This is a genomic window from Sporichthya brevicatena (assembly GCF_039525035.1).
Classification (GTDB): Bacteria; Actinomycetota; Actinomycetes; order Sporichthyales; family Sporichthyaceae; genus Sporichthya; species Sporichthya brevicatena.
In genome coordinates this window covers 106,276-127,465 of sequence record NZ_BAAAHE010000026.1, presented here as the reverse complement: position 1 = coordinate 127,465, position 21,190 = coordinate 106,276, and the positions used below count along the sequence as shown (strand labels likewise).

General features: G+C 72.5%; 19 protein-coding genes. 10 read left to right on the top strand and 9 right to left on the bottom strand.

Annotated features, from left to right (window positions below):
* Nucleotides 1–24: 24 nt before the first annotated feature.
* Nucleotides 25–525 (bottom strand): GbsR/MarR family transcriptional regulator, encoded by a 501-nt coding sequence (locus ABD401_RS16210; RefSeq protein WP_344606559.1) that lies wholly within the window; start codon nucleotides 523–525, stop codon nucleotides 25–27.
* Nucleotides 526–822: 297 nt separating this feature from the next.
* On the opposite strand from ABD401_RS16210, the gene ABD401_RS16205 reads away from it, so the two are divergent.
* From ABD401_RS16205 to ABD401_RS16180, 6 genes are all read left to right on the top strand, one after another.
* Entirely contained in the window at nucleotides 823–2,247 is a 1,425-nt protein-coding gene (locus ABD401_RS16205; RefSeq protein ID WP_344606557.1) for a hypothetical protein, read from the top strand.
* The gene (locus ABD401_RS16200) at nucleotides 2,244–3,989 is read left to right on the top strand and encodes a type 1 periplasmic-binding domain-containing protein (RefSeq protein WP_344606555.1); all 1,746 of its coding nucleotides are present in this window, start codon (nucleotides 2,244–2,246) and stop codon (nucleotides 3,987–3,989) included. Before ABD401_RS16205 ends, ABD401_RS16200 begins: the two co-directional genes overlap by 4 nt.
* A gap of 34 nt (nucleotides 3,990–4,023) precedes the next feature.
* Nucleotides 4,024–6,216, top strand: a complete 2,193-nt coding sequence (locus ABD401_RS16195; protein WP_344606553.1) for an ABC transporter permease — start codon at nucleotides 4,024–4,026, stop codon at nucleotides 6,214–6,216.
* A complete protein-coding gene (locus ABD401_RS16190) occupies nucleotides 6,213–8,072 on the top strand; it encodes an ATP-binding cassette domain-containing protein (RefSeq protein ID WP_344606551.1) in 1,860 nt (619 codons plus the stop codon). Before ABD401_RS16195 ends, ABD401_RS16190 begins: the two co-directional genes overlap by 4 nt.
* 289 nt (nucleotides 8,073–8,361) lie before the next feature.
* On the top strand, nucleotides 8,362–9,327 hold the full coding sequence (locus tag ABD401_RS16185) for a hypothetical protein (RefSeq protein ID WP_344606549.1): 966 nt from the start codon (nucleotides 8,362–8,364) through the stop codon (nucleotides 9,325–9,327).
* An 81-nt stretch (nucleotides 9,328–9,408) separates the two neighbouring features.
* Complete coding sequence (locus ABD401_RS16180; protein WP_344606547.1) at nucleotides 9,409–10,362, top strand: VldE C-terminal domain-containing protein; 954 nt, start codon at nucleotides 9,409–9,411, stop codon at nucleotides 10,360–10,362.
* Between the two features lie 18 nt (nucleotides 10,363–10,380).
* Here ABD401_RS16180 and ABD401_RS16175 read toward each other — a convergent pair whose 3' ends face one another.
* The 3 genes from ABD401_RS16175 to ABD401_RS16165 all read right to left on the bottom strand — a co-directional run bounded on the left by ABD401_RS16175 (nucleotide 10,381) and on the right by ABD401_RS16165 (nucleotide 13,324).
* Nucleotides 10,381–11,304 carry a dienelactone hydrolase family protein gene (locus ABD401_RS16175; protein WP_344606545.1) on the bottom strand — a complete coding sequence of 308 codons (924 nt, stop codon included), beginning with the start codon at nucleotides 11,302–11,304 and terminating at the stop codon, nucleotides 10,381–10,383.
* Between the two features lie 205 nt (nucleotides 11,305–11,509).
* On the bottom strand, nucleotides 11,510–12,541 hold the full coding sequence (locus ABD401_RS16170; protein ID WP_344606543.1) for a polysaccharide deacetylase family protein: 1,032 nt from the start codon (nucleotides 12,539–12,541) through the stop codon (nucleotides 11,510–11,512).
* 24 nt (nucleotides 12,542–12,565) lie between these two features.
* Nucleotides 12,566–13,324: an SOS response-associated peptidase gene (locus ABD401_RS16165; protein WP_344606541.1), complete on the bottom strand. Its 759-nt coding sequence runs from the start codon at nucleotides 13,322–13,324 to the stop codon at nucleotides 12,566–12,568.
* A gap of 60 nt (nucleotides 13,325–13,384) precedes the next feature.
* Here ABD401_RS16165 and ABD401_RS16160 point away from each other — a divergent pair, with 60 nt between their 5' ends.
* From ABD401_RS16160 to ABD401_RS16145, 4 genes are read left to right on the top strand one after another with little or no spacing between them, the layout of a single operon-like run.
* The gene (locus ABD401_RS16160) at nucleotides 13,385–13,999 is read left to right on the top strand and encodes a hypothetical protein (protein ID WP_344606539.1); all 615 of its coding nucleotides are present in this window, start codon (nucleotides 13,385–13,387) and stop codon (nucleotides 13,997–13,999) included.
* On the top strand, nucleotides 13,996–15,624 hold the full coding sequence (locus ABD401_RS16155) for a PEP-utilizing enzyme (RefSeq protein WP_344606537.1): 1,629 nt from the start codon (nucleotides 13,996–13,998) through the stop codon (nucleotides 15,622–15,624). The genes ABD401_RS16160 and ABD401_RS16155 overlap by 4 nt, the downstream gene beginning before the upstream one ends.
* Complete coding sequence (locus ABD401_RS16150) at nucleotides 15,621–16,619, top strand: NAD(P)-dependent oxidoreductase (RefSeq protein WP_344606535.1); 999 nt, start codon at nucleotides 15,621–15,623, stop codon at nucleotides 16,617–16,619. Before ABD401_RS16155 ends, ABD401_RS16150 begins: the two co-directional genes overlap by 4 nt.
* Entirely contained in the window at nucleotides 16,616–17,164 is a 549-nt protein-coding gene (locus ABD401_RS16145) for a DUF1697 domain-containing protein (RefSeq protein WP_344606534.1), read from the top strand. Before ABD401_RS16150 ends, ABD401_RS16145 begins: the two co-directional genes overlap by 4 nt.
* On the opposite strand, the gene ABD401_RS16140 is transcribed toward ABD401_RS16145, so the two are convergent.
* The 5 genes from ABD401_RS16140 to ABD401_RS16120 are packed head-to-tail and all read right to left on the bottom strand — an operon-like array spanning nucleotide 17,151 to nucleotide 21,162.
* The gene (locus tag ABD401_RS16140) at nucleotides 17,151–18,026 is read right to left on the bottom strand and encodes a metal ABC transporter permease (RefSeq protein ID WP_344606532.1); all 876 of its coding nucleotides are present in this window, start codon (nucleotides 18,024–18,026) and stop codon (nucleotides 17,151–17,153) included. The genes ABD401_RS16145 and ABD401_RS16140 overlap by 14 nt on opposite strands.
* Nucleotides 18,027–18,038: 12 nt before the next feature.
* Complete coding sequence (locus ABD401_RS16135; protein ID WP_344606530.1) at nucleotides 18,039–18,809, bottom strand: metal ABC transporter ATP-binding protein; 771 nt, start codon at nucleotides 18,807–18,809, stop codon at nucleotides 18,039–18,041.
* Nucleotides 18,806–19,822: a metal ABC transporter substrate-binding protein gene (locus tag ABD401_RS16130; protein ID WP_344606528.1), complete on the bottom strand. Its 1,017-nt coding sequence runs from the start codon at nucleotides 19,820–19,822 to the stop codon at nucleotides 18,806–18,808. Before ABD401_RS16130 ends, ABD401_RS16135 begins: the two co-directional genes overlap by 4 nt.
* A gap of 59 nt (nucleotides 19,823–19,881) precedes the next feature.
* Nucleotides 19,882–20,250 carry a DUF2203 domain-containing protein gene (locus tag ABD401_RS16125; RefSeq protein ID WP_425566174.1) on the bottom strand — a complete coding sequence of 123 codons (369 nt, stop codon included), beginning with the start codon at nucleotides 20,248–20,250 and terminating at the stop codon, nucleotides 19,882–19,884.
* Between the two features lie 33 nt (nucleotides 20,251–20,283).
* Nucleotides 20,284–21,162: a L,D-transpeptidase family protein gene (locus tag ABD401_RS16120; protein WP_344606526.1), complete on the bottom strand. Its 879-nt coding sequence runs from the start codon at nucleotides 21,160–21,162 to the stop codon at nucleotides 20,284–20,286.
* Nucleotides 21,163–21,190 lie beyond the last annotated feature (28 nt).

Below are 21,190 nucleotides of genomic sequence, written 5' to 3'. Positions count from 1 at the left end.
CGCCTCGGGTGATCGGTCACAACGTCAGGACCGGCGCCGTTCCTTCCAACGTTCGCCGATCTCCTTGAGTTCTCCGTCCATGAACCGGACGAACTCGGCCAGCTCACCGAGGCGCTCGGCCCCCGGGGAGGCCGCACCGAGGACCCCGACGCCCTCGTCCGCGAGTTCGGCCAGGTGGGGGTACGCCTCCTGCTTGCGCAGGACCGCGTCGAGGATCCCGCCCGGGGAGAGCCGATAGTGCTCCTGCCGGGAACCGGGGACCGCGTCCCGCTCGACCAGGCCGGAGTCGATGAGCTGATTGACCGCGGAGGAGATCGCCGCGGCGCTCACCCCGAGGATCTCGGTGAGCTGGCGCGCGGTGAGCTGGTCGCGCTGGTCGCACAGCAGGGCGACGTAGACGCGGGCCGGCATCCGGCCCCACCCGCGCTCGTGGAGCGCGAGCGACATCCGCTCGACGAAGGTGCGCAGGGTGTCCGTCCCGGAGGTCGTGCCGTCCGGCCGGGCCGCCTCGGCGCTGGAGCTCACCCGCGTCCTCCCATTGACTCGCCCACCGATCCAGATGCCCGGGGGCCTGGCGACTTTATCGCCGGTTCCAAGGCCAGGTATGGGATTGCCCCCGATCCGGTGGATCCCGTGCGCCCCCTGCCCGAAGACAGCGATCGGACGCACAATGACCGGAACCGGTAAAGACTTCGCGTCTCCCGGTACCTCGTTCACGAATTTCCGAATAGTGTGAAAGTGGCGGATCGACGGTCCCACTTCGGCCGCCGCACCGTCAATGAGCACCGTCAATCCACACCCCTTGAACCTGGGGAGGCGCCCATGAGGGCGAGCCGTCGCATCCGGCTCGGACTGCCCCTGGCCGCGGCCGCGCTGATCGCCGCGTCCGCCTCCGGCTACGCAGGCCCCGAGAAAAAGTCGGGGTCGGCGAAGGACGCACCGGCCACCGACGCGCAGGGTCAGTCGCAGGCCGTGCTGGCCCGGGTCGTCCCGTACGTCGGGCTCCCCGGCGTCACGACCAGCGTCGGTCTGGTGACCGCGCAGGTCGCGAACGGCACGTCCCAGGCCTCCGCGGCGGCCGCCGACTTCGGTCTGCTCGGCACCCTCGCCGGGGGCGCGGCCGCCGGCCAGGCCCCCGACGGTCTCCCCTCGCTGGAGATTCCGGCGCCGATCAGCGCGGACAGCGAGGGCGGCGAGGCCGGCACCGGCGAGACCGTCGAGCGCGACCCGTTCGCCGCCGCGGGGGCCCCGGCGCTGCCGGCCGCCGCCGGCGCCAACGACCCGCAGGCCTTCCTCGGCAAGGAGTCGGCGAGCGCCACCAAGAACCCGCTCGCCGCGACCGGCACCGTCCAGGGCCCGACGCTGAAGCTGCCAGGCCTGTTCGAGCTCGCCGGCGGCCGCTCGATCGCCAACGCGACGAAGAACGGGGCCGGGTCCGAGGTCGTCCTCGACAAGCTCGACCTCGGCGCCGGGCAGGTCGTCCTCACCGGACTGCGGTGGGTCGCCGACCAGAAGAACAAGGCGAGCGCCACCTCGGGCTTCTCGATCGGCTCCCTGACCGTCGCGGGTCAGAGCCTGCCGGTCGACAGTCCCGCCGAGCTCGCCGCGAGCCTCGCCCAGGCCAACCAGCAGCTGGCCCCGCTCGGCCTCGTGCTCGACGCCCCGACCAACCTCGCCGACGCCGGCGGCGGCTCCGTCGCCCCGCTCGTCCTGCAGATCCGCAACCCCGAGGCCCTCGTCGAGCCGACGAACCAGGCCTCGGCCGCCCTCGCGCCGGTGGTCACCCAGCTGATGGAGGCGGTCATCGCCGCCAACCCGGACGCCGCGGCCGCCCAGATCGTCGCCAACGCCCTCGTGGGCGGGGCCGGCGGTCGCAGCGGCGGTCGCCTCGAGATCGGCGGCGTGAGCGCCCGCTCCGCGCTGGTCGAGCTCGAGGACGGCCTCGACGCCGCGACGAACGCGATCGCCCCGCTGCTGCCGTCCACGAACTCGGTCGTCCCCAGCTCGACCGGGTCCGCCCCGGCCGTCGACTCCGTCTCCGCCGGCATCGGTGACGTCCCCGCCAGTGACGTCCCGGCCGACACCAACCTGGTCCCCGCACAGTCGCCCGCCACCCAGAACGCCGCCCTCGGATCCTCCGGGGACACGAACAACGGCCTCGCCGTCCTCGCCCTCGCGCTGGGACTCGCCGCCGTCGTCGTGCTGGCGCTCGGCGATCGGCTGCGGATGGCCGCGAGCGCGCGATGAAGCCCCGGCCGAACCGGCTGATCCTGTCGGGCTACGGCCCGCTGGCCGGCGTCATCGCGGTCCTGCTCATCGTCACGGTCACCGTGCCCAGCAAGGCCCCGGGCGACACGAACGAGCTCGCCGTGGCGGGCCCGGACCCGTACGCCGCGACCAGCCCGGAGCTCGGGGGGATGGGCGTCGACGCGGCCGGTGCGCCCGTCGTCGCCGGTGCCCCGGGGACGACGGCCGCCGCGACGGGCACCACGGCCGCCGCGCCGGGTGCGAAGCCCGGCAAGGGCGGCAAGGTCGTGACCAGCGCGCAGGCCGGCAGTGCACCGCGCGCCCAGGGCGTCGTGCCCGCCGCCGACTGTGCGGGCGGCGCCCTGCAGGTCGCCGGGAGCGCCTACTCCCCCGCCTGCGTGCACTTCACCGGTGACAACGGTGGGGCGACCTACCGCGGCGTCACCGCGGACACGATCACGATCGCCATCCGCGAGAGCAGTGCGTCCGACCAGCGTGAGCAGGAGGACGACAAGGACAGCGAGCTGGAGAAGAAGGCCGAGGAGGCCGGCATCTCCGCCAGCCCCGCCGACCGCAAGCGCGAGCTGGATACCCTCGTCGACTACTTCAACAAGAACTACGAGCTCTACGGCCGCAAGGTGAAGCTGGTCCGGTACACCGGGCGCGGCGACGGCCAGGCCGAGATCGCCGGCGGCGGCCAGGAGGGTGCGAACGCCGACGCGGTCAAGGTGGCGCAGGAGATCAAGGCCTTCGCCGACATCTCCGCACTGACGCAGCCGTACATGGACGCGCTCGTGCGGCAGAAGGTCCTCGCCATCGGCGGCCTGCACATGCCGCAGAGCTACTACCGCCAGCGCGCGCCGTTCGCCTGGGGCCAGCTGGTCGACTGCACGACGCTGATGAACTCCGCCGTCGACCTGATCGCCAAGCGCCTGCCGGCGAACGAGAACGCGACCCGCGCGGGCAGCGCGAGCCTGCGGCAGAAGCCGCGCAAGTACGGCCTGATCTTCCCGGACGACGCCGTCTACTCCCAGTGCATCAACGAGGCGCGCCCGAAGCTGAAGGCGGCGGGCATCTCCTTCGCGAAGGAGATCCGCTACGCGCTGCAGTTCGCCAAGCTGCAGCAGGAGGCGCCGAACATGGCCGCGCAGCTCAAGGCGGCCGGGGTCACGACGCTGGTGCTCGTCACCGACCCGCTGCTGCCGTTCTTCCTCACGGGTTCGGCGACGCAGCAGGACTTCTACCCGGAGTGGTTCGTCTCCGGGACCATCGGCACCGACGCCGACGTCGCCGGTCAGTTCTACGACAGTGACCAGTGGCAGTTCGCGCTCGGGCAGAGCTACCTCACCGGCTTCGGCGGTGGCAAGAACACCGAGGCGTACAAGGCCTTCGCCACGATGAAGAACGGCAAGCCGACCTCGCTGGTCGACCTGACCTACCAGACGCTGATGATGCTGTTCATCGGTCTGCAGCAGGCCGGGCCGAACCTGACCCCCGCGACGTTCGCCCAGGGCATGTTCAGCTACGGCAAACGGACCGGCGACTACGGCCAGTGGAGCTTCGGCCCGAACGACTTCACCAGTACCGACGACGCCCGGGAGTTCTACTACGACCCGAAGGCACTCTCGCCGTTCAACAACCGGCCCGGCCGGTGCGTGCCCCTCAACGGCGGCAGGCGCTACGTCGGGGCGAGTTGGCCGGCGCGGGTGACCATGCCGACACCGCCGGCCGTGGCGCCGTAGCGGCCCGGTCGGATCCCGGAAGCCGAGTCGAAGGGTGAGCCCGCTGCCCGCCGTTCCTGCCGCCGTGCCCGCCGCACTGGCCGACAAGCGCAAGCGCGCGGTCGCGATGGTGGCCGCCGCCCCGCTGGTCTGGGTGGTGCTGAACGCCGTCCTCCCGTCCGGCCTCCCTCTGGGCGTCGTGCTGCAGGGCGTGGTCCTCGGGTCGCTGACCGGCCTGTCCGCCCTCGGGCTGGTGCTGGTCTACCGGTCGTCGCGGATCATCAACTTCGCGCAGGCCGCGCTGGGGTCGGCGGCGTCGTTCCTCGCCGTCCAGCTCTTCCTCGTCAAGGGGTGGAACTACTACGTGGCCCTCGGCGTGGGCCTCGTGGTCGCGGCGGTGATCGGCGCGCTGTGCGACCGGCTCGTGGTGCAGCGCCTGTTCTGGGCCCCGCGCCTGATCCTGACCGTCGCCACCATCGGTCTCGCACAGATCCTGGCGGCGCTGCAGTTCGCGGTGCCGAGCATCGTCGGGTCCGGGGGCGGCTTCGGCGGCCTGCAGGGGTCGTTCCGTACGCCGCTCGACATCAAGTTCACCTTCGAGGGCCTGGTCTTCACCGGCGCGCACGTGATGATCCTCGTGACGGTGCCGATCGTCCTGGCCCTGTTCGCGTTCTTCCTGCGCAACTCCGCGGTCGGTGTCGGCATCCGCGCCACCTCGTCGAACGCCGAGCGCGCGATGCTGCTCGGCATTCCGGTGCGCCGCCTCTCGACGCTGGTCTGGGCGCTGGCCGGCGCGCTCTCCGCCCTCGCGGCAATGCTCTCGGCCCCGCTCGTCGGTCAAGGTGGTGAGATCGCCGGCGGCCCGGCGCTCCTGCTGCCCGCCCTCGCGGCCGCGGTCATCGCGCGCATGGAGAGCCTCCCGGGTGCCGTGTTCGCCGGCATCGGCGTCGGTGTCTTCCAACAGGCGGTGTTCTGGAACACGTCACGCTCGAGCTACGTCGACGTCTTCCTGCTCGTCGCGGTCCTCATCGCGCTGCTGCTGCAGCGTCACCAGCTCACCCGCGCCGCGGACGCGAACACCGCGGGCTGGAACACCGCCGACGAGATGCCGCCGGTGCCGAAGGAGATCCGGCACCTGCCGGAGATCATCTGGGGGCGGCGTCTGCTGCTCGCCGGTGTCATCGCGGCCGCCATCGCGCTTCCGTACCAGCTGAGCCCCAGTCAGATCAGTCTGCTCGGCACCGTGACGGTGATCTACGGTCTGGTCGCGGTCTCGCTCGTCGTCCTCACCGGCTGGGCCGGGCAGATCAGCCTCGGCCAGTTCGCGATCGCCGGTGTCGGTGCCGTGGTCGCCGGTGACCTCGTCGCGAAGACCGGGGCGGACCTGCTGATCGCCATGCTCGCGGGCATGGGCGCCGGCATGCTGACGGCCGTCGCGATCGGCATCCCCGCCCTGCGGATCCGGGGTCTGTTCCTCGGCGTCACCACGCTCGCGTTCGCGGTGCCGCTCTCGACGTTCTTCCTGAACCCGGCGAACTTCCCCGAGGCCATCCCGACGCAGGTCGACCGGCCGCTGGTCCTCGAGCGCTTCGACCTCTACAACGAGAAGACGCTCTACTGGTTCTGCCTGACGGTGCTGGCCCTGGCGCTCGTGCTCGTGCACGGCATCCGGCACAGCCGCACCGGCCGGGCGATGATCGCGGTGCGCGACAACGAGCGTGCGGCGGCCGCCCGTGGCCTGAGCCCGACGAAGATCAAGCTCGCGGCCTTCGCCGTCAGCGGCGCGCTCGCCGGGCTGGCCGGCTCGATGCACGTCATCGCGCTCGACGGCGTCCGGGCGGGTACGTACTCCCCCGCGATCTCCTTCGAGGCGTTCACGATGGTCGTGCTCGGCGGCGCGACGTCGGTGACCGGCGCCCTGCTCGGCGCGATCTTCCTCGCCGTCGCGAAGTACAACCTCTCCGGCGGCATGCAGCTGTTCGTCACCGGCGCGGGCGTGCTGTTCGTCCTGCTCGTCCTGCCCGGCGGTCTGGCCCGCGTGGTCATCTCCGCGCGCGGGTTCTGGTTCCGCACCGTCGCGCGGATGCGCGGCATCACTCTCGCCGGTCCCGGAGGGGAGACCGGCGCGACCGACGTCGACCTGGCGTCCATCGGCGGGCGCCTGTCCGCCGCCGGCCCCGACCCGCTGGCCGTGCCCGAGGAGGGGCCCGGCCCGCGGCCGACCCAGCGACCGGCAGGTGCGGGATGAGCCTTCTCGAGTGCACGGGCCTGCAGGTCTCGTACGGCCGCAACAAGGTGCTCCACGGGGTCGACGTCCGCGTGGACGCCGGCGAGGTCCTCGGCCTGCTCGGGACCAACGGCGCCGGCAAGTCCACGCTGCTGCGGGCGATCTCCGGCCTGACCCCGCCCCGCCACGGCAAGGTCCGCTTCGACGGCAAGGACACCACCGGCTGGTCGCCGATGAAGATGGCGCGGCTCGGCCTCGCCTACATGCCCGGCGGCCGGGGCATCTTCCCGGACCTGTCGGTCGCGGAGAACCTGCGCATGGCCACCTGGGTCACGCGCAAGGACAAGGACTACTGCGCCGCCGCCGTCGGCCGCGCGATCGAGCTGTTCCCTGCACTGACGACCCGCATGGAGGACCGCGCCGGTCTGCTCTCCGGCGGCCAGCAGCAGATGCTCGCGCTCGCGCAGGCGCTCGTGCAGGGGCCGGCGGGCACGGACGGCAAGCCCGGCGCGCGGGTGCTGCTGATCGACGAGCTCTCCCTCGGCCTCGCCCCGGCGATCGTCAGCGAGCTCCTCGACGTCGTCCGCCACCTGCGCGACGAGGGCCTGGGCATCCTGCTCGTCGAGCAGTCCGCCGAGCTCGTGCTCAAGGTCTCCGACCGCGCGATGTTCCTGGAGAAGGGCGAGGTCCGCTTCTCCGGCCCGGCCCAGGAGATCCTCGACCGCGGCGACCTGATCCGCTCGGTGTTCCTCGCCGGTGCTCTCGAGCAGGCCGACGAGAAGCTCCCGCACATCGACGGGCTCGAGGTTCCCGAGATCGACCCCGAGGCGGTCCACGAGGCCCGCCGCCACCTCGACGACTCCCCCGCCGACCCCAGCACTGAAGATGACATCTCCAGTGCGGACGGCGGGGCCCGGCCGGTGAACGTCACCGGCGCCCGGACCGACGCGGACGAGGTCGACGACGAGACCGGGGAACTGCCGCGGATCGTGCGGGACCGGCCCGAGCGGCCGGTGTCCACCGGCGAGGACGAGGACGAGGACCTCGCCGACATCGTGGAGGCGCTCGACGCGGCCGCGGACGCGGCCCCGACGCCGAAGGTGGCGATCGCGACCCGGAACCTGCGGAAGACCTTCGGCGGCGTCGCGGCGATCGCCGGGGTGGACATCGACATCTGCGCCGGCGAGATCGTCGGCCTGATGGGCCCGAACGGCGCGGGCAAGACCACGATCCTCGACGCGATGTCGGGGTTCCTGGTCCCGGACACGGGTCGGGTGTACTTCAACGGCAGCGACGTCACGGACCTGACCCCGCAGGCGCGGGCGCACCTGGGCCTGGGCCGCTCGTTCCAGGACGCGAAGCTCTTCCCGGGCCTCACGGTCACCGAGACCATCGCGGTGTCCTGCGAACGCTGGGTGACCTCCCGGGAGCCCCTGGCGGCCGCGCTGCGCCTGCCGGCCTCGCTGCTCTCGGAGATCGACGTCGCCGAGCGGGTCGACCGCATCATCACGCTGCTCGGGCTCGGGGTCTTCCAGGACCGGTTCGCCAGTGAGCTCTCGACCGGTTCCCGCCGCCTCGTGGAGTTCGGTTGTCTGCTCGCCCAGGAGCCCGACGTGCTCCTGCTGGACGAGCCGGCGGCCGGCCTGGCGCGGGCCGAGGCCGAGCTGATGGGGCCCCTGATGAAGCGCATCCGGGAGGCCACCGGCGGGGCCCTGGTGATCGTCGAGCACGACGTCGGGCTGCTGCGGCGGACCTGCGACCGGATCATCGCCCTGGAGTCCGGGCGCGTGGTCGCGCAGGGTCCGCCGGACGAGGTGCTGTCCGACCCCACGGTCATCGCCACGTACCTTGGAGCGGAGGCTGCCGCGGCGTCGTGAGGCAGCCGGCCGACTCCACGACGACGTCGGGTCGGCCCCGGGGTGGGAACGGAAGAACGGAGCAAGGCGGGCACGAGAGCAGCCGGTGGGGATTCCCCGCCGCGGCCGACTTCAAACCGGGGTGCTCGGGGGCGCCGAGGTGGCGTGGACCACCTCGTCCGGTTTTGTACGGTTTCTCGTCGCCTGATCGGACCAACGATTTCTCAGCGTGCGGACACGGCGACCGGTTACACCGCACTCTGTACCTGTCAGTGCGCCGAACCTGGCGCAGTACGTCGAGGAGAACGCGATGGCGGCACGAGAGCGGAGCCCACGGGCGGGCTCACGCCTGTCGCTGCGCGGCGGGCCCGTCGTGCCCCTGGTGGGCGTCTGCGTCGGCGTGGCGGCCCTGACCGCCGTGGTGACCCTCGGGGGTGGGAATTCCTCCTCCACCACCGACGGCCCGGACAAGGGCGTCGTGCAGGCGATGTCGGCGTCCGACCCGATCAGCACGCCGCCGGTGAACACGTGCTTCCTCCGCGTCGACGGCAAGCCGCTGGCGACCACGCTCGCGGACGCCCGCACGCTGACCCAGATCGCCGCCGTCGGCTGGCAGGTCAAGGCGCCGGAGGAGATGGTCGCCCGGGTCCTCGACGTCGCCGCCGGCAAGCCGGGCAAGTCGCCGTCGGTCACGGAGGCCCTCGACCTGTTCACCCGTGAGGACTCCGCGGCGCCGACCGCGGCGTCGGTCGCCAAGCTGCGGGCCCTGGCCGAGCCGGGCGGCCTCACGTGCGCGTTCGCCGCGCCCGTGGCGTCGGAGGAGAGTCGCGGCAGGTCGGGGCTCACCCCGCGGGCCGACGTCATGCGCCAGGGGATCGTCGACGCCTTCGGCAAGCTGACCATGAGCACCTTCGGGCCCAAGGCCAAGGACAACCCGGCCGGCGCGGCGGGACGCGCGCTCAGCGTGACGGTCCCCGACACGATTTCCCCGGTCGCCTCCCCCGTCTCGTCGCCGGTGACGTCGCCCGAGGCCAACGCGGGCTGGGTCGTGGCGCACTGGCTGACCGCCCGGGGCGCCGACTACAAGCTCGACACCATCGCCTACGGCGATTTGATCTGGGCCCCGACCGCCGGCTGGCGGACGCCGGACCCCGCCACCGCCGCCTCGCCGGCGCGGCCGGGTCGCCTGTTCGTCTCGGTCGTGGCCGGCTCGTCCGCCAAGGACGCCAAGAAGTCCGATTCGACCAAGAAGTCGAGCAAGAGCAAGAAGTCCTGACCGTCTGTCAGGTCCTCCCGGAGTACCGCGCGAAACGCGCGGGCCCCGACAGTTTCCGGGAAATCTGAGAGAATGGTGGGGATGAGCAAGCACCGCCCGCCCGGCCAGGCCGCAAACCGGTTCCTCGGCGTCGGCCTCGCCGCGATCCTGCTGGCGGCCGGCGCTGTCACCGTGCAGGCCACGCGCAGTGACGGGTCCGCCACGCAGGCGGCTCCCGCGGCGCCCGCCGGGTCGAACAGCCTGCTCGACATGTCCGGCCGCGACCGCCCGATCGCGACCCGCTCGGCGGTGCGGACCAAGGGCCCGCGGGTCGTCCCCGCCCCGACCACCAAGGACGCGGAGTGCCGCCTGGACCTCGGCTACGGGGTCTGGGAGATCGACATGACCGCGGCGCGGACGCTCACCATGCTGACCGCCGTGGCCTACCGCGACGGACGCAACTACGTCCGGGCCGCGCGCGCCTTCGACCGCTCGCTGCAGAAGGAGGGCCGGGTCCCGCTCCGGCCCGACCAGGCCGTCGAGGAGATCAAGCGCAAGCGCAAGGACCCGGCGCCGCGCACGACCTCCCTCGACGCCGTCTACGCGTTGTTCCGCCCGCACGCCCTGACCTGCGTGACGCCGCAGCGCTACATGCCCGCGCAGCCGATGACGACGACCGGCCTCACGATGCGTTCGCTCGCGCTGATCCGCGGCTGGGCCGAGGCGTACGGCGGCCGGCCCATCGGGGGCTTCGCGCCGGGCGGGGTGTCCAGCGGCCACATCGAGAACTCGGCGCACTACGACGGCCGTGCGGTCGACATCTTCTTCAGCCTCGACGACCCGGACAACAAGGCCCGGGGCTGGCTGCTCGCGCACTGGCTCGTCGCGAACGCGGACTACTACCAGATCGCCACGCTGATCTTCGACGACCAGGTGTGGTCGAACACCAATTCACACCTCGGCTGGCACCCCTACGTGCACCCGTCGGGCAACACGACCAATGTGACGTTGCGTCACCTCGACCACATCCACGTGGACGTGGTGCGGGGTTCCTGACCCAGGGCTGACGGTGCGTCAGGTCAGGTGCTTGTCGAACCAGGCGAGCAGCTGCTTCTGGGCGGCGGTGGCCGCGGTCTCGTCGTACCGCTCCCCCGTGTCGTTGAAGAACGCGTGCTGGGCGCCGTCCCAGACCTTGATCTCGTAGGTGAGCTTCGCGGCCTTCAGAGCTGCTTCGGCGGCGGCCCTCGTGCCGTTGACCCGCTCGTCCTCGCCGGCGTACATGCCGAGGACGGCCGCCTTGGAACCGGTGAAGTCCGGGTTGGCCGGGGCCGGTCCGTAGAACGGGATCGCGGCGCGCAGCCGCCGCTCCTGGCCGGGGCCCTTCTGCAGCAGGTTCCAGGTCATCCCGCCGCCGAAGCAGAAGCCCATCGCGCCGAGCTTCAGGTCGTCGCCCGCGCGTTCGAGCAGCTCGTCGACCCCCGACTTGAGGTCGCCGAGCAACTGCTCGGCCGGCATCGCGGACAGCGCGGCGGTCGCGGCCGCCTGGTCGTCGAAGCCGGCGAGGCCGTCCTTGCCCTCGCGCGAGAGGAGGTCGACGCACAGCGCGCTGTACCCGTTGGCCGCCATACGCCCGACGAGCTCGAAGAAGTGGGTCGTGAGGCCCTTGTTCTCGTGGATGACGAGCACCGCGGCCTTGGGCTTCGCCGCGGCCTTGTACGCCGCGCGGAAGCGCTGGCCGTTCGCGGTGTAGGTGATGAGCTTGCCGACGTCCTTGCCCGGCGGAGGCGTCGCCGCGGGGGCCACCGGGCCGGTCGGGGTCGCCGGCGGGGCCTGCGTCGCGTCGTCGTCATCGTCCCCGCCGCACGCCGCCAGCAGCGCCGTCGCGCCGGGCAGCCCGACGCCGAGCAGGCCGAGTCGCCGCACCGCCTCCCGGCGGCTCAGCAGCCCCTCCGCGTACTCCTCGGCAACCTCGCCCACCAGGTACTCGCGCATCGCCATGGCGCGCAACCTAGATCACGACGCTGAGAATCCCAAGGGGGTGACACCCTTTCCGGCGCCAGAAAGGGTGTCACCCCTACTGGTAGGGGTGGGACGAGAGAGGCGGCGGTCAGGACGGCGGTCAGGACGGCGGTCAGGACGGCGGTCAGGACGGCGGTCAGGACGGCGGTCAGGACGGCGGTCAGGACGGCGGTCAGGACGGCGGTCAGTACGGCTGGGCGCGGTCGGCGAAGTCCGGGTTCAGTCGGTCGGCGCGGTCGGCGGGGAAGGTGATCCGTTCCGGGTCCCCGTCGGAGGTGTAGCGCAGGGTCGGGTCCGCGGCGAGGCGCTCGAGGGCGTCCTGGGCGTCGCGCACGCCGAGGCCGGTGTCGAGGCGCGGGATGTCGAAGAGGTCGAAGCGGAGCGAGTACGGCGACGGCGACGCGATCTCCGAGACCCCGAACACCGCCTCGAGCCGGTAGGGCACGCCCTCGAAAGTGCCGGCGCGGAGCAGCTCGCGGTTGCGGGGGTGCACGCCGAAGGGCACCGCGAGCGTCCGGACCGTCAGGCCGGGCACGGCCTCCTCCAGCCACGCGACGTCGCGGCCGATCTCGGCCTGCACGCCGGCGTCGTCGAGCTTGCCGAGGTCCGCGTGCGACCACGTGTGGGCGGCGATCTCGTAGCCGTTCTCGGCGAGCCAGGTCAGCACCCGGCGGTCCGTGAACGGTTCCGGGGTGGAGTTGACGAAGAACGTGGCAGTGGCGCGGAAGTCGGGGTGCTCCCGCTCGAAGGCCTCGAGGATGCCCGCCGCGGACTTCGGGTCGATCGTGCCGTCGGGCAGCAGCCGGGCCTGGTCCCAGGTGGAGTCGTCGAAGGTGAGCACCACCGGGTGCCGACCCGCGGGCAGGTCGATCTCCCCCGCTGCGAGGGCAGCTGCGGTGATCGGGCGGTAGCCCGCGTCGTACAGCGTCTGCAGCTGTTCCCGGAACGCGGCCGGGCTCATGTCGTAGATGCGGCGGGGCTTCTCGACGAGCTGGTGGTACATGAAGACCGGGATCGCGCCGAGCTCGTTGACCCCGAGGGTCGCGAGCTGCGCGGCGTCGGGGGTCGGGCGCGCGCTCGCCGTCGGAGCGGCCGACGCGGTCGTCGAGCCGGCCGGGGTGCGGGCGTCGGAATCGGAGTCGGCGTCGTCGGCGCAGGCGGTCAGCACCAGGCCGGCCGTCAGCAGGGCCGCGAGGGCAGAGGCTTTCGTTCGCACCCGGTCATGGTCCCGCACGGGCCGTCAGAACAGGGTCTGCGGCTCGGCGTGCTCGAGCGGAGCGATCAGCTCCGGGCCGTTGTTGCGGTGGTTGTTGACCGCGGTCGAGACCGGGTACGCCTCGAGCCCGTCGGCCGGGCTGGGGACGAGCAGCCCGCGGAGGGCGTCCGGGTCCGAGTGCTCGGGGTTCAGCCAGTCCGCCCAGGCGGCGGGTTCGACGAACATCGGCTGCCGGTCGTGGATCTCACCGATCGCGTCGCCGGCCGTGGTCGTGATGACGGTGCAGGTCCGCCACCACGCGTCGGGGTCGTCCCGGTCCTTGTTGGGGTCGCGCCAGAACTCGTAGAGGCCGGCCATCGCGAGCACGCCCCCGCCGCGGCGGCGGATGAAGAACGGCTGCTTGCGCGCCGCTCCGTCCTTCGGGGTGTACCACTCGTAGTACCCGTCGGCCGGGAGCACGCAGCGCCGCTTCGCGAAGGCCTCCCGGAACGCCGGCTTCTCGGCCGCCGTCTCGACCCGGGCGTTGATCATGCGGGCGCCGCCCTTCGGGTCCTTGGCCCAGAACGGCACCAGGCCCCAGCGCAACGTCACCAGCCGCCGCGTGGCCTCCGCCTCGGCCGGCTCGTCGCGCCCGCGGCGCGTCACCACGGCGTACACCGGCTTCGTCGGCGCGACGTTCCAGTCGGACTCCAGGCGCTCTTCCACCGGCACGTCGACCGAGTCCAGGTCGAACTCGGCGACGAGGTCGTCGACCCCCCAGCTCGCTCCGTACCTTCCGCACACGCCTGCCACGGTAGCCGCCGCCACCGACCGTTCCGGGCCCCAGCGCGGGATACTGCCGTCATGCCGCAGAAGCCCCGCAGCATCCACCCGGACGACGCGCAGGACGAGCGACTCGCGGCGCTCGACCTGGAGACCGCGTACACCTACGCCTACCTCCCGACGGTGCTGGACGACGAGGGACGGGCGAAGGACTCCCCCGCCGTGCTCAACGGGTTCCTCTGGCCGTTGCGCGCGGACGCGCACCCGACGGCGGCGATGGACCGCGACCTGGCCGCACTGGCCGAGTCCGGGCTGATCTGCCGTTACGAGGTCGGGGGCCGCCCGTACCTCCACGACCCGCGCTGGAAGACCCGCCACAAGCTCGTGCGCCCGACGCCGTCGACGCTGCCCCCGTGCCCGGAGCACGAGAAGTCGTTCGACGAGGTCGTGACCGAGACGGTCGGCCGTATTGCCGAGGGTGTGACCAGCGTCGTCGAGGTCGCCGGCAGCCGGATCGACCAGAAGCGGATCTCGGACTCGCTCGCCCGGCTGGTCGAGGACGTCACGTACCTCGTCGACCCGGAGAAGGCCGTCGTCAACGGCCAGAAGGTGCGGAAGATGTTCCAGCGCAACAAGAACGGCGACGCCGACGACACCGGCACCGACCCGGGTGCGATCTCGGGCGAGACGGAGTGAGAGAGCCGGCGAACGTCCTGCACTGCGGCGGCTCCTCGCCGGCGGTGGCCTGGTCGACGATCAACGCCGGGGAAGCGATTCCCGGTGTCGTGACGACCCTGACGTGGAGCGTGTTCGGCGAGCGCACCGAGCGTGGTCTGCGCGGCGCCTTCGCCGACCTCGGAGTTCTGACGGAGGCTCAGGTCGCGCGTCCGGCCCGTCCGGACGACCGCGTCTGGGACATCTTCTACGGTCGGGCCGCCGCGAACCTGGAGACGTTCCGCTCCCTCGCCGACCGCATGCCGGGGACCAGCGGCGACGCGATGGAGTCGCAGTTGTTCGGCACGGTGCGCCCCGGGGTGTCGAGTCGGCCCCGCTACCAGCGCTACCCCGTCGTCGCGGCCAAGGCGCCGATGGCGATGTGGGGCGTGGCCGGGCGGCTCGAGCGCGCCGCCGAGCACATCGCCCCGTGGTGGCGGAACACCGTCGCGGCCGCGCCCGGGATGACGGCCGATCAGGCCCGAGGCTCCCTCGACGCGGCGATGCGCAAGTTCGCCGGCGTCATGCGGCCGCACATCGTGGCCTCGATGCTGTGCCAGGGCGTCTACGAGCAGGTGCGCGCCGCGGCGGAGCGGGCGAACCGGCCGGGGCTGGAGATCGCCGTCCTCACCGGGTACGGCGAGATGGCCGAGACCGCGTTCGTCGGTGACCTGTGGGACGTCTCGCGCGGCCGCCTCGAGCTGGTGGAGTTCCTGGCCCGGCACGGGTACCACGGCCCCAACGAGGGTGAACTGGCCGCGCGCGTCTGGCGGCTGGACCCGACGCCGCTGGAGAAGCTGCTGGGCCACTACGCGGCCATGGCGGAGAGCGCGGGCCCGCGGGCGCTGGAGACGGCCCGCGCCGCCGAGCGCGAGGCCGCCGAGCAGGAATTGCTCGCCGCCTCCCCGCGGGGAGCGCGCACACCGGCGGGCATCGTGCTCAAGGTCGCGCGGCGCTTCTTCCCGCTGCGCGGGATCGGCAAGGGTGCGTTCCTGCAGTGCGTGGACGCCGCCCGCGCCTCGGCGCTGCGGTTGGGTGTCCTGCACACCGAGGCGGGCGCGCTCTCCGCCCCCGAGGAAGTCTTCCACCTGACCGTCGAGGAGCTGGCGGCGCCGCAACTGCCCGCCGGGGTCGGCGACCTGGTCGCCTCGCGCCGGGAGCTCCACGAGCGGTACCGGGCGATCGAACTCCCGGAGTTCTGGCTCGGTTCCCCCGAGCCGGTGACGACACCGCCGGCCGCGGTCGAGGGCCCGGTGGTCGTCACCGGCATCCCCGTCACCCCCGGCGTCGCTCGCGGCGTGGCCCGCGTCGTGCGCGACCCCGAGGTCGACGAAGGTCCCGCCCCCGGCGAGGTCCTGGTCTGCCGGACGACCGACCCGAGTTGGGCGGCCGTGCTCATCGTGTCGGCCGCGCTGGTGATCGACATCGGCGGACCGATCAGCCACGGGGCGATCGTCGCCCGCGAGCTCGGGATCCCGTGCGTCATCGGCACCCGCGACGGCACGGCCCGGATCGCCGACGGCGACCTTATCGAGGTGGACGGCTCCGCGGGGACCGTGACGGTGCTTCAGGCCGGTGACGCCGTCCGCGACGGAGGGTCCGCATGAGCGAACCGTGGCGGTTGCTCTCGCTCCTGCCGCTCCCGAACGACGCGACGCTCGCTGCACTCGGCGACGTCGCGGAGCGGATGAAGCTGACGCTGCTCCCCGCGTCCTCGGTGGAGGACCTGCACGCGGCCCTCGCCGACGCGGAGATCGTGCTCGGGGCCTGGCAGAGTGCCGGCGCCCAACACGTCGACACCGCCGCGGTCGCGGCCACCGGCCCCGACCTGGTGTTCGTGCAGCAGCCGAGCGCCGGTGTCGACGTCCTCGACGTGCCCGGCCTGACGGCCCGCGGGATCCCGGTGGCGAACGCGGCCGGGGCGAACGCGCGCGGCGTCGCGGAGTGGACGGTCGGGGCTGCGCTGGCGCTGTCGCGCTCGATCCCGTTCGCGGACGGCGGGGTGCGCGCCGGCGGCTGGCCGCAGATGGACGTGGTCCGGCGCGGGCACGGCGAGATCGGCGGACTGCGCGTCGGCATCCTCGGCTTCGGCCCGGTCGGCGCGATCGCCGCGGACCTGTTCGCGGCGTTCGGCTGCGACGTCGCCTACTGGTCGCGGACGCCGCGCGAGGTGCCCTACGCCTGGCTGGAACCCGCGGCGTTGTGCGCGCGTTCGGACATCCTCGTGCTCGCCCTCCCCCTCACCCCGGACACGCACCACCTGATCTCAGCCGACCTCCTCGCTGCCCTGCCCGCCGGGGCGTACGTGATCAACGTCGGCCGCGGGAACCTGCTCGACAGCGACGCCCTGGTCGCGGCGCTCGACTCCGGCCACCTCGGCGGCGCCGCGCTCGACGTCTTCCCCGTCGAGCCGCTCCCGGCCGACGACCCCCTGCGCCGGCACGACCGGATCCTGCTCTCCCCGCACGCCGCGGGCGCGACGCGGCAGTCGGTCGCGCGCATCGTCGAGAAATCGGTCGCGAATCTGCGCCGCGTCCTGGCCGGCGAGCCGGTGATCGACGTCGTCAACGGCCTCGACCCCGTGATCCGGCGGCGCCGATGAAGTACGCGCTGCTGTTCCGCGGGGTGAACGTCGGCGGGAAGACCCGGTTCCCGATGGCCGACCTCCGCACCGCCCTCGAGGGCGCGGGCTTCTCCGACGTCAGCACCTACCTGCAGAGCGGCAATGCGGTCGTGGCTGCGCCGGGGCGAGCCAACGCCGGCAAGGTCGCCCAGCGGGCCCGCGCGGCCATCGCCGAGCATCTGCCCTGGACGCCGGAGTTCGTCGTGCGTACCGGCGCGGAGCTCGCCGCCGTCGTCGCGGCCAACCCCTGGCCCGAGGCGGTCGCGGAGCCGAAGCTCCTCAATGTCGCCTACGCCTCCGCCGCCCCGGACCCGAAGGCCGACCTCGACCCGGCGGCCTGGGCACCGGACGAGTGGTCGCTCGGCGACCGGTGCGTGTACCTGCGCTACGTCGCGACCTCTCCGGGTCGCAGCCGGCTGGCGGACGTGGTGTGCCGGGAGGCATTCCGGTCGAGTCCCGGCGCCGTCGTGACGGTCCGGAACTGGAACACCGTCGTCGCGCTCGCCGAGCTCACGGCAGGCTGACGGTCTCCTCCGGTCGGACCGGGGCCGGAGCGCTGCGTGCGGTCCGGGACAGCCGGCGGCCCCCGGTGCCCGCGAGGACGAGGAGGAACACCGCCGCGCCCGTGAGGACGATCGTCGTGCCGGACGGGACGTCGAGGTGGTAGCTCAGGTTCATGCCGACGAACCCGCACGTCGCGCCGATCGCCGTCGACAGCACGAGCATGTGCGCGAACGAGTTGGTGAGCATCCGAGCCACGACGGCCGGGATCACCAGCGTCGCGGCCACCAGCGTCACGCCGATGACGTTGAGGGTGGTGAGGATCGACAACGACAGCACGAGCATGAGCAGGGCGTCGGTCCGCGCGACCTTCACGCCGCTGGCCCCCGCGACCTCGGGGTCGAACGTGGTGAACAGCAGGGCGCGGTACCGCAGGACGACGACGCCGACGGTGAAGACCGTGACGCCGGTCAGCACCCACAGGTCGGTCGGCGAGATGCCGAGGATGCTGCCGAACAGCGCGGCGTCGAAGCTCGCCCCTCGCGACCCCCAGATCGAGATCATCGCGACCCCGAGGGCGAAGGACGCCGTGGTGACGACGCCGATCGCGGCGTCGGCCCCGATCCGCCGGCTGCGGGAGATTGCGTTGATCGCCAGGGCCGAGCCCAGCCCCCACGCTCCCGCGCCGACGTAGTAGTTCGCGCCGACCACCGAGCACGCCGCGAAGCCGCCGAAGATGGCGTGGGAGAGACCGTGGCCGATGTAGCTCATCCCGCGCAGGACGATGAAGACGCCGACCAGCCCGCACAACGCGCCGGCGAGCGTCGCGGCGACGACCCCCTTGACGAAGAACTCGTAGGAGTAGGGGTCCAGCAGGTCCCACACGGCGCGCCTCCGTCAGCCCGCGCGGTGCCCGCGCGCGACAGCCAGGTGCGGCCCGGGATCGAGGACGACCGGCAGACCGAGGTGCTGGAGGACCTCCATCGGCGCGCCGAAGGTGCGTTCGAGCACCGGCCCCGAGATGACCTCGACCGGCGAGCCCGCCGCGATCACCGTGCCGTTGAGGGCGACCAGCTTCGGCAGGTGCGCCGCCACACCGTTCAGGTCGTGGGTGGTGAGCAGGATCGTCGTGCCGTCGGCGTTGAGGTCGCCGAGCAGGTGGAGCACCTCGTGGCGGCTGGTGAAGTCGACGCCGGTGGTGGGCTCGTCCATGAGCAGCAGGTCCGGCTCGCCCAGCAGGGCGCGGGCGAGGAACATCCGCTGCTGCTGGCCGCCCGAGAGCGCACGGATGTGACGATGCGCCAGATGACCGATACCGAGTCGGTCCAGTACCCGGGCCACGTCCCGGCGCTCGGCTCGCGTCGGCCACGGGAGACCGCGGCCCCGGCGCGCCATCAGGACGCACTCCGCCACCGTCACCGGGAAGTTCCAGTCGACGGTCTCGAGCTGCGGGACGTATCCGATCCGCACGTCGGGCGCCCGGTCGACCACCCCGCCGATCGGCCGGATCGTCCCGAGCAGGATCTTCAGCAGCGTCGTCTTCCCCGAGCCGGAGGGCCCGACGACGCCGACGAAGTCACCCCGGCCTACCGTCAGGTCCACGCCCGACAGGACGCGGTCGTCGCCGTAGGAGTGGACGACGTCGGAGAGCCGGAGCAGGGCGCTCATTGGGGATAGCTCGCCGTGTCGGGCACCGCCGGCGTCGTGTCGAGCGCCTTCAGCGCGTCGGCCGTGCCCCCGAGCCGGGTGAGGATCGTGACGTAGTTGCTGCGCATCAGCCCGAGCCAGGAGTGCTCGGGCTCGCCGGGCGCGCCCGGCAGGTCGTCGTCGCGCAGGGTGTCCTCCCAGTGCACGCCGGTCGCCTTCCCGATCTCGGCGAGCGCGTCGGAGGGGAACACCTCGGAGCCGAAGATCGCCTTCACCTTCTCGGCCTGAATCTGGTCGATCAGCCGCGCGATGTCCTTCGGGGTCGGCTCGGCGAAGTCGCTCGGCTGGATCGCGCCGACGACCTTCCAGCCGTACGTCTTCGCGAAGTAGGCGTAGGCGTCGTGGTAGGTCAGCAGCTCGCGCTCGTCCGGGGCGAGGCTCTCCTGATCCTTCTTCAGGGCGTCCGAGAGGGCCGTCGCCTGCTCGGAGAACGCGGTGTAGTTCGCCTCGTACGTCGAGCGGCCGTCGGCGTCGACGTCGACGAGGGTGTCGCGGACGACCTCGGCGTACTTGATCGCGTAGGTCGGGTCGGTCCACAGGTGCGGATTCGGCTTGCCGTCCTTCTCCGGGAACGAGAAGTCGAAGATCCAGTCCGACTCGGGCAGAACCTCGTCGCCGAGCTCGACCAGGCGCGCGTCGTCCGCCAGGTTCCGCTCGGCCAGCTTCTTCGTCGGCTCCTCGAGCTTGAGGCCGTTGATGAAGACGACGTCGGCCTCCGACAGCACCTTGGCGGCGCTGGGCGGGGGCTCGAACGTGTGCGAGTTGGTGCCCTCGGGCACCAGGCCGTCGATCCGGGCCCGGTCCCCCGCGACGGCGGCGACGATCGAGGTGATCGGGGCGACGGTGGTCACGAGCCGCAGAACCGGCTCCGCGGCGGAGGTGCCGGCCGGGGCCGCGGTGGCGTCGTCGTCCCCGCACGCGGCGAGCGGGAGGACGAGCAGGGCGGACACGAGCAGGGCGGAGAGGCGGCGCATGTCGCCACCTTAATCCCCATCGCGTTGTTGTTGCGAACTGGTCGCAACAAGGCGGACGGTCAGGCGTCGAAGCGCAGCGGGCGGCGGCCGGCGAACCCCGCGTCGGCGCGGTGGTACCAGGCGAGCCCGAGGTCGCCCTCCAGCCAGCAGAGCAGGACGTGCTCGCCGTCGAGGTCGGCCGGGAAGTCCAGCAGCACCGGGGCCCAGCCCTTCACCTGCACACCGGTCTCCTGGATGGTGCGCATGAGCTCCTCGAGCTGGGCGTTGAGGTCGCGCAGCTCCATCGCGCCGCCGATCGAGTGCCCGCGGATCGACGCACCCAGCTCGGCGGCGTCCGCGCGGAGCGCGATGAACCGCTGGATCGTCGGGTGCAGCTCGAGGAGGACCTCACGGGCCTCGGTGACCGAGAAGAGGGGCAGCGACGCCATGGGGGCAGCGTGCCATCTTGCGGGCCGCCGGACCTAGCGGTTGTTGACGATTCGCGGGTTCGCCTCGGGCTTCAGCCAGCGGACGACCCACTCCATGTCCGCGGGGTTGCCGAGCTGGACGCACCCGGCGGTCGGGACCCAGGGGGCGCCGGCGTTCGAGGTGTGCATGAAGATGCCGCTCCCGCGGCCGGGCACCGGTGCCAGACCCTCGCCGACCGACAGGCGCGGGTTGTTCCAGTCGATCCAGAGGCCCCAGCTCATCATCCGCCGGTCGCCGCCGCGGGCGCCCTTGACCTCGATCCAGGTGTTGTACGTCCTGCCCCGGGCGTCGCTGACCACCGACGTCGGCAGCCGGCGGCGCCACGGCATCGCGGTCGGGCTCTCCTTGGTCGTGGAGAACGTGGTGACGATGCCGTAGATCCCGCTCGGGGTGCGCATGTCTCCCTGGCGCCGCACCCCGGGCGAGGCGAAGCCGTTCTGGCCGATCTGGGAGCGCACGACCATCGGACGGGCGTTCTCCCTGCTGCCGCGGGTGGCGATCCGCCAGATGCCGTCGACCCGCTCCCAGGCCTCGGTCCGCGCGCACCAGACCTGCTTGCACCAGCGGTCGGTCCGGACGGTCCGCAGAACCTGGGTGGTGTCCTCCGGGAGGCCCTTCGCCCAGGCCGGAGCTGCTGCCGCGGCGTCCCGGGCACCCTTGGCCACGGAGGCCTTGAGGGGGCCCGGTTGAACACCGAACGTCGTCGGCGTGATCGCGGTGGCCTCGGTGACGTGCGTGGACGGGTCCAGCGCCCCGGTGACCCCCAGCGCACAGACGATCGCGGCGCCCCCGGTCAGCACCATCCGCCCGACCCGCGCGCCGAACCGGCGTCGGCGGGGGGCGGCGTGCCGGGTGGGTGGGCGTCCGTCCATCCCGTCCAGGTTCCGTGGTCGATCGTGG

What these genes read in the sequence shown, in the direction of transcription:
- ABD401_RS16205 (WP_344606557.1), top strand. Translation starts at nt 823, where the DNA reads ATGAGGGCGAGCCGTCGCATCCGGCTCGGACTGCCCCTGGCCGCGGCC.
- ABD401_RS16200 (WP_344606555.1), top strand. Translation starts at nt 2,244, where the DNA reads ATGAAGCCCCGGCCGAACCGGCTGATCCTGTCGGGCTACGGCCCGCTG.
- ABD401_RS16190 (WP_344606551.1), top strand. Translation starts at nt 6,213, where the DNA reads ATGAGCCTTCTCGAGTGCACGGGCCTGCAGGTCTCGTACGGCCGCAAC.
- ABD401_RS16185 (WP_344606549.1), top strand. Translation starts at nt 8,362, where the DNA reads ATGGCGGCACGAGAGCGGAGCCCACGGGCGGGCTCACGCCTGTCGCTG.
- ABD401_RS16180 (WP_344606547.1), top strand. Translation starts at nt 9,409, where the DNA reads ATGAGCAAGCACCGCCCGCCCGGCCAGGCCGCAAACCGGTTCCTCGGC.
- ABD401_RS16175 (WP_344606545.1), bottom strand. Translation starts at nt 11,304, where the DNA reads ATGGCGATGCGCGAGTACCTGGTGGGCGAGGTTGCCGAGGAGTACGCG.
- ABD401_RS16160 (WP_344606539.1), top strand. Translation starts at nt 13,385, where the DNA reads ATGCCGCAGAAGCCCCGCAGCATCCACCCGGACGACGCGCAGGACGAG.
- ABD401_RS16150 (WP_344606535.1), top strand. Translation starts at nt 15,621, where the DNA reads ATGAGCGAACCGTGGCGGTTGCTCTCGCTCCTGCCGCTCCCGAACGAC.
- ABD401_RS16145 (WP_344606534.1), top strand. Translation starts at nt 16,616, where the DNA reads ATGAAGTACGCGCTGCTGTTCCGCGGGGTGAACGTCGGCGGGAAGACC.
- ABD401_RS16135 (WP_344606530.1), bottom strand. Translation starts at nt 18,809, where the DNA reads ATGAGCGCCCTGCTCCGGCTCTCCGACGTCGTCCACTCCTACGGCGAC.
- ABD401_RS16130 (WP_344606528.1), bottom strand. Translation starts at nt 19,822, where the DNA reads ATGCGCCGCCTCTCCGCCCTGCTCGTGTCCGCCCTGCTCGTCCTCCCG.
- ABD401_RS16125 (WP_425566174.1), bottom strand. Translation starts at nt 20,250, where the DNA reads ATGGCGTCGCTGCCCCTCTTCTCGGTCACCGAGGCCCGTGAGGTCCTC.
- ABD401_RS16120 (WP_344606526.1), bottom strand. Translation starts at nt 21,162, where the DNA reads ATGGACGGACGCCCACCCACCCGGCACGCCGCCCCCCGCCGACGCCGG.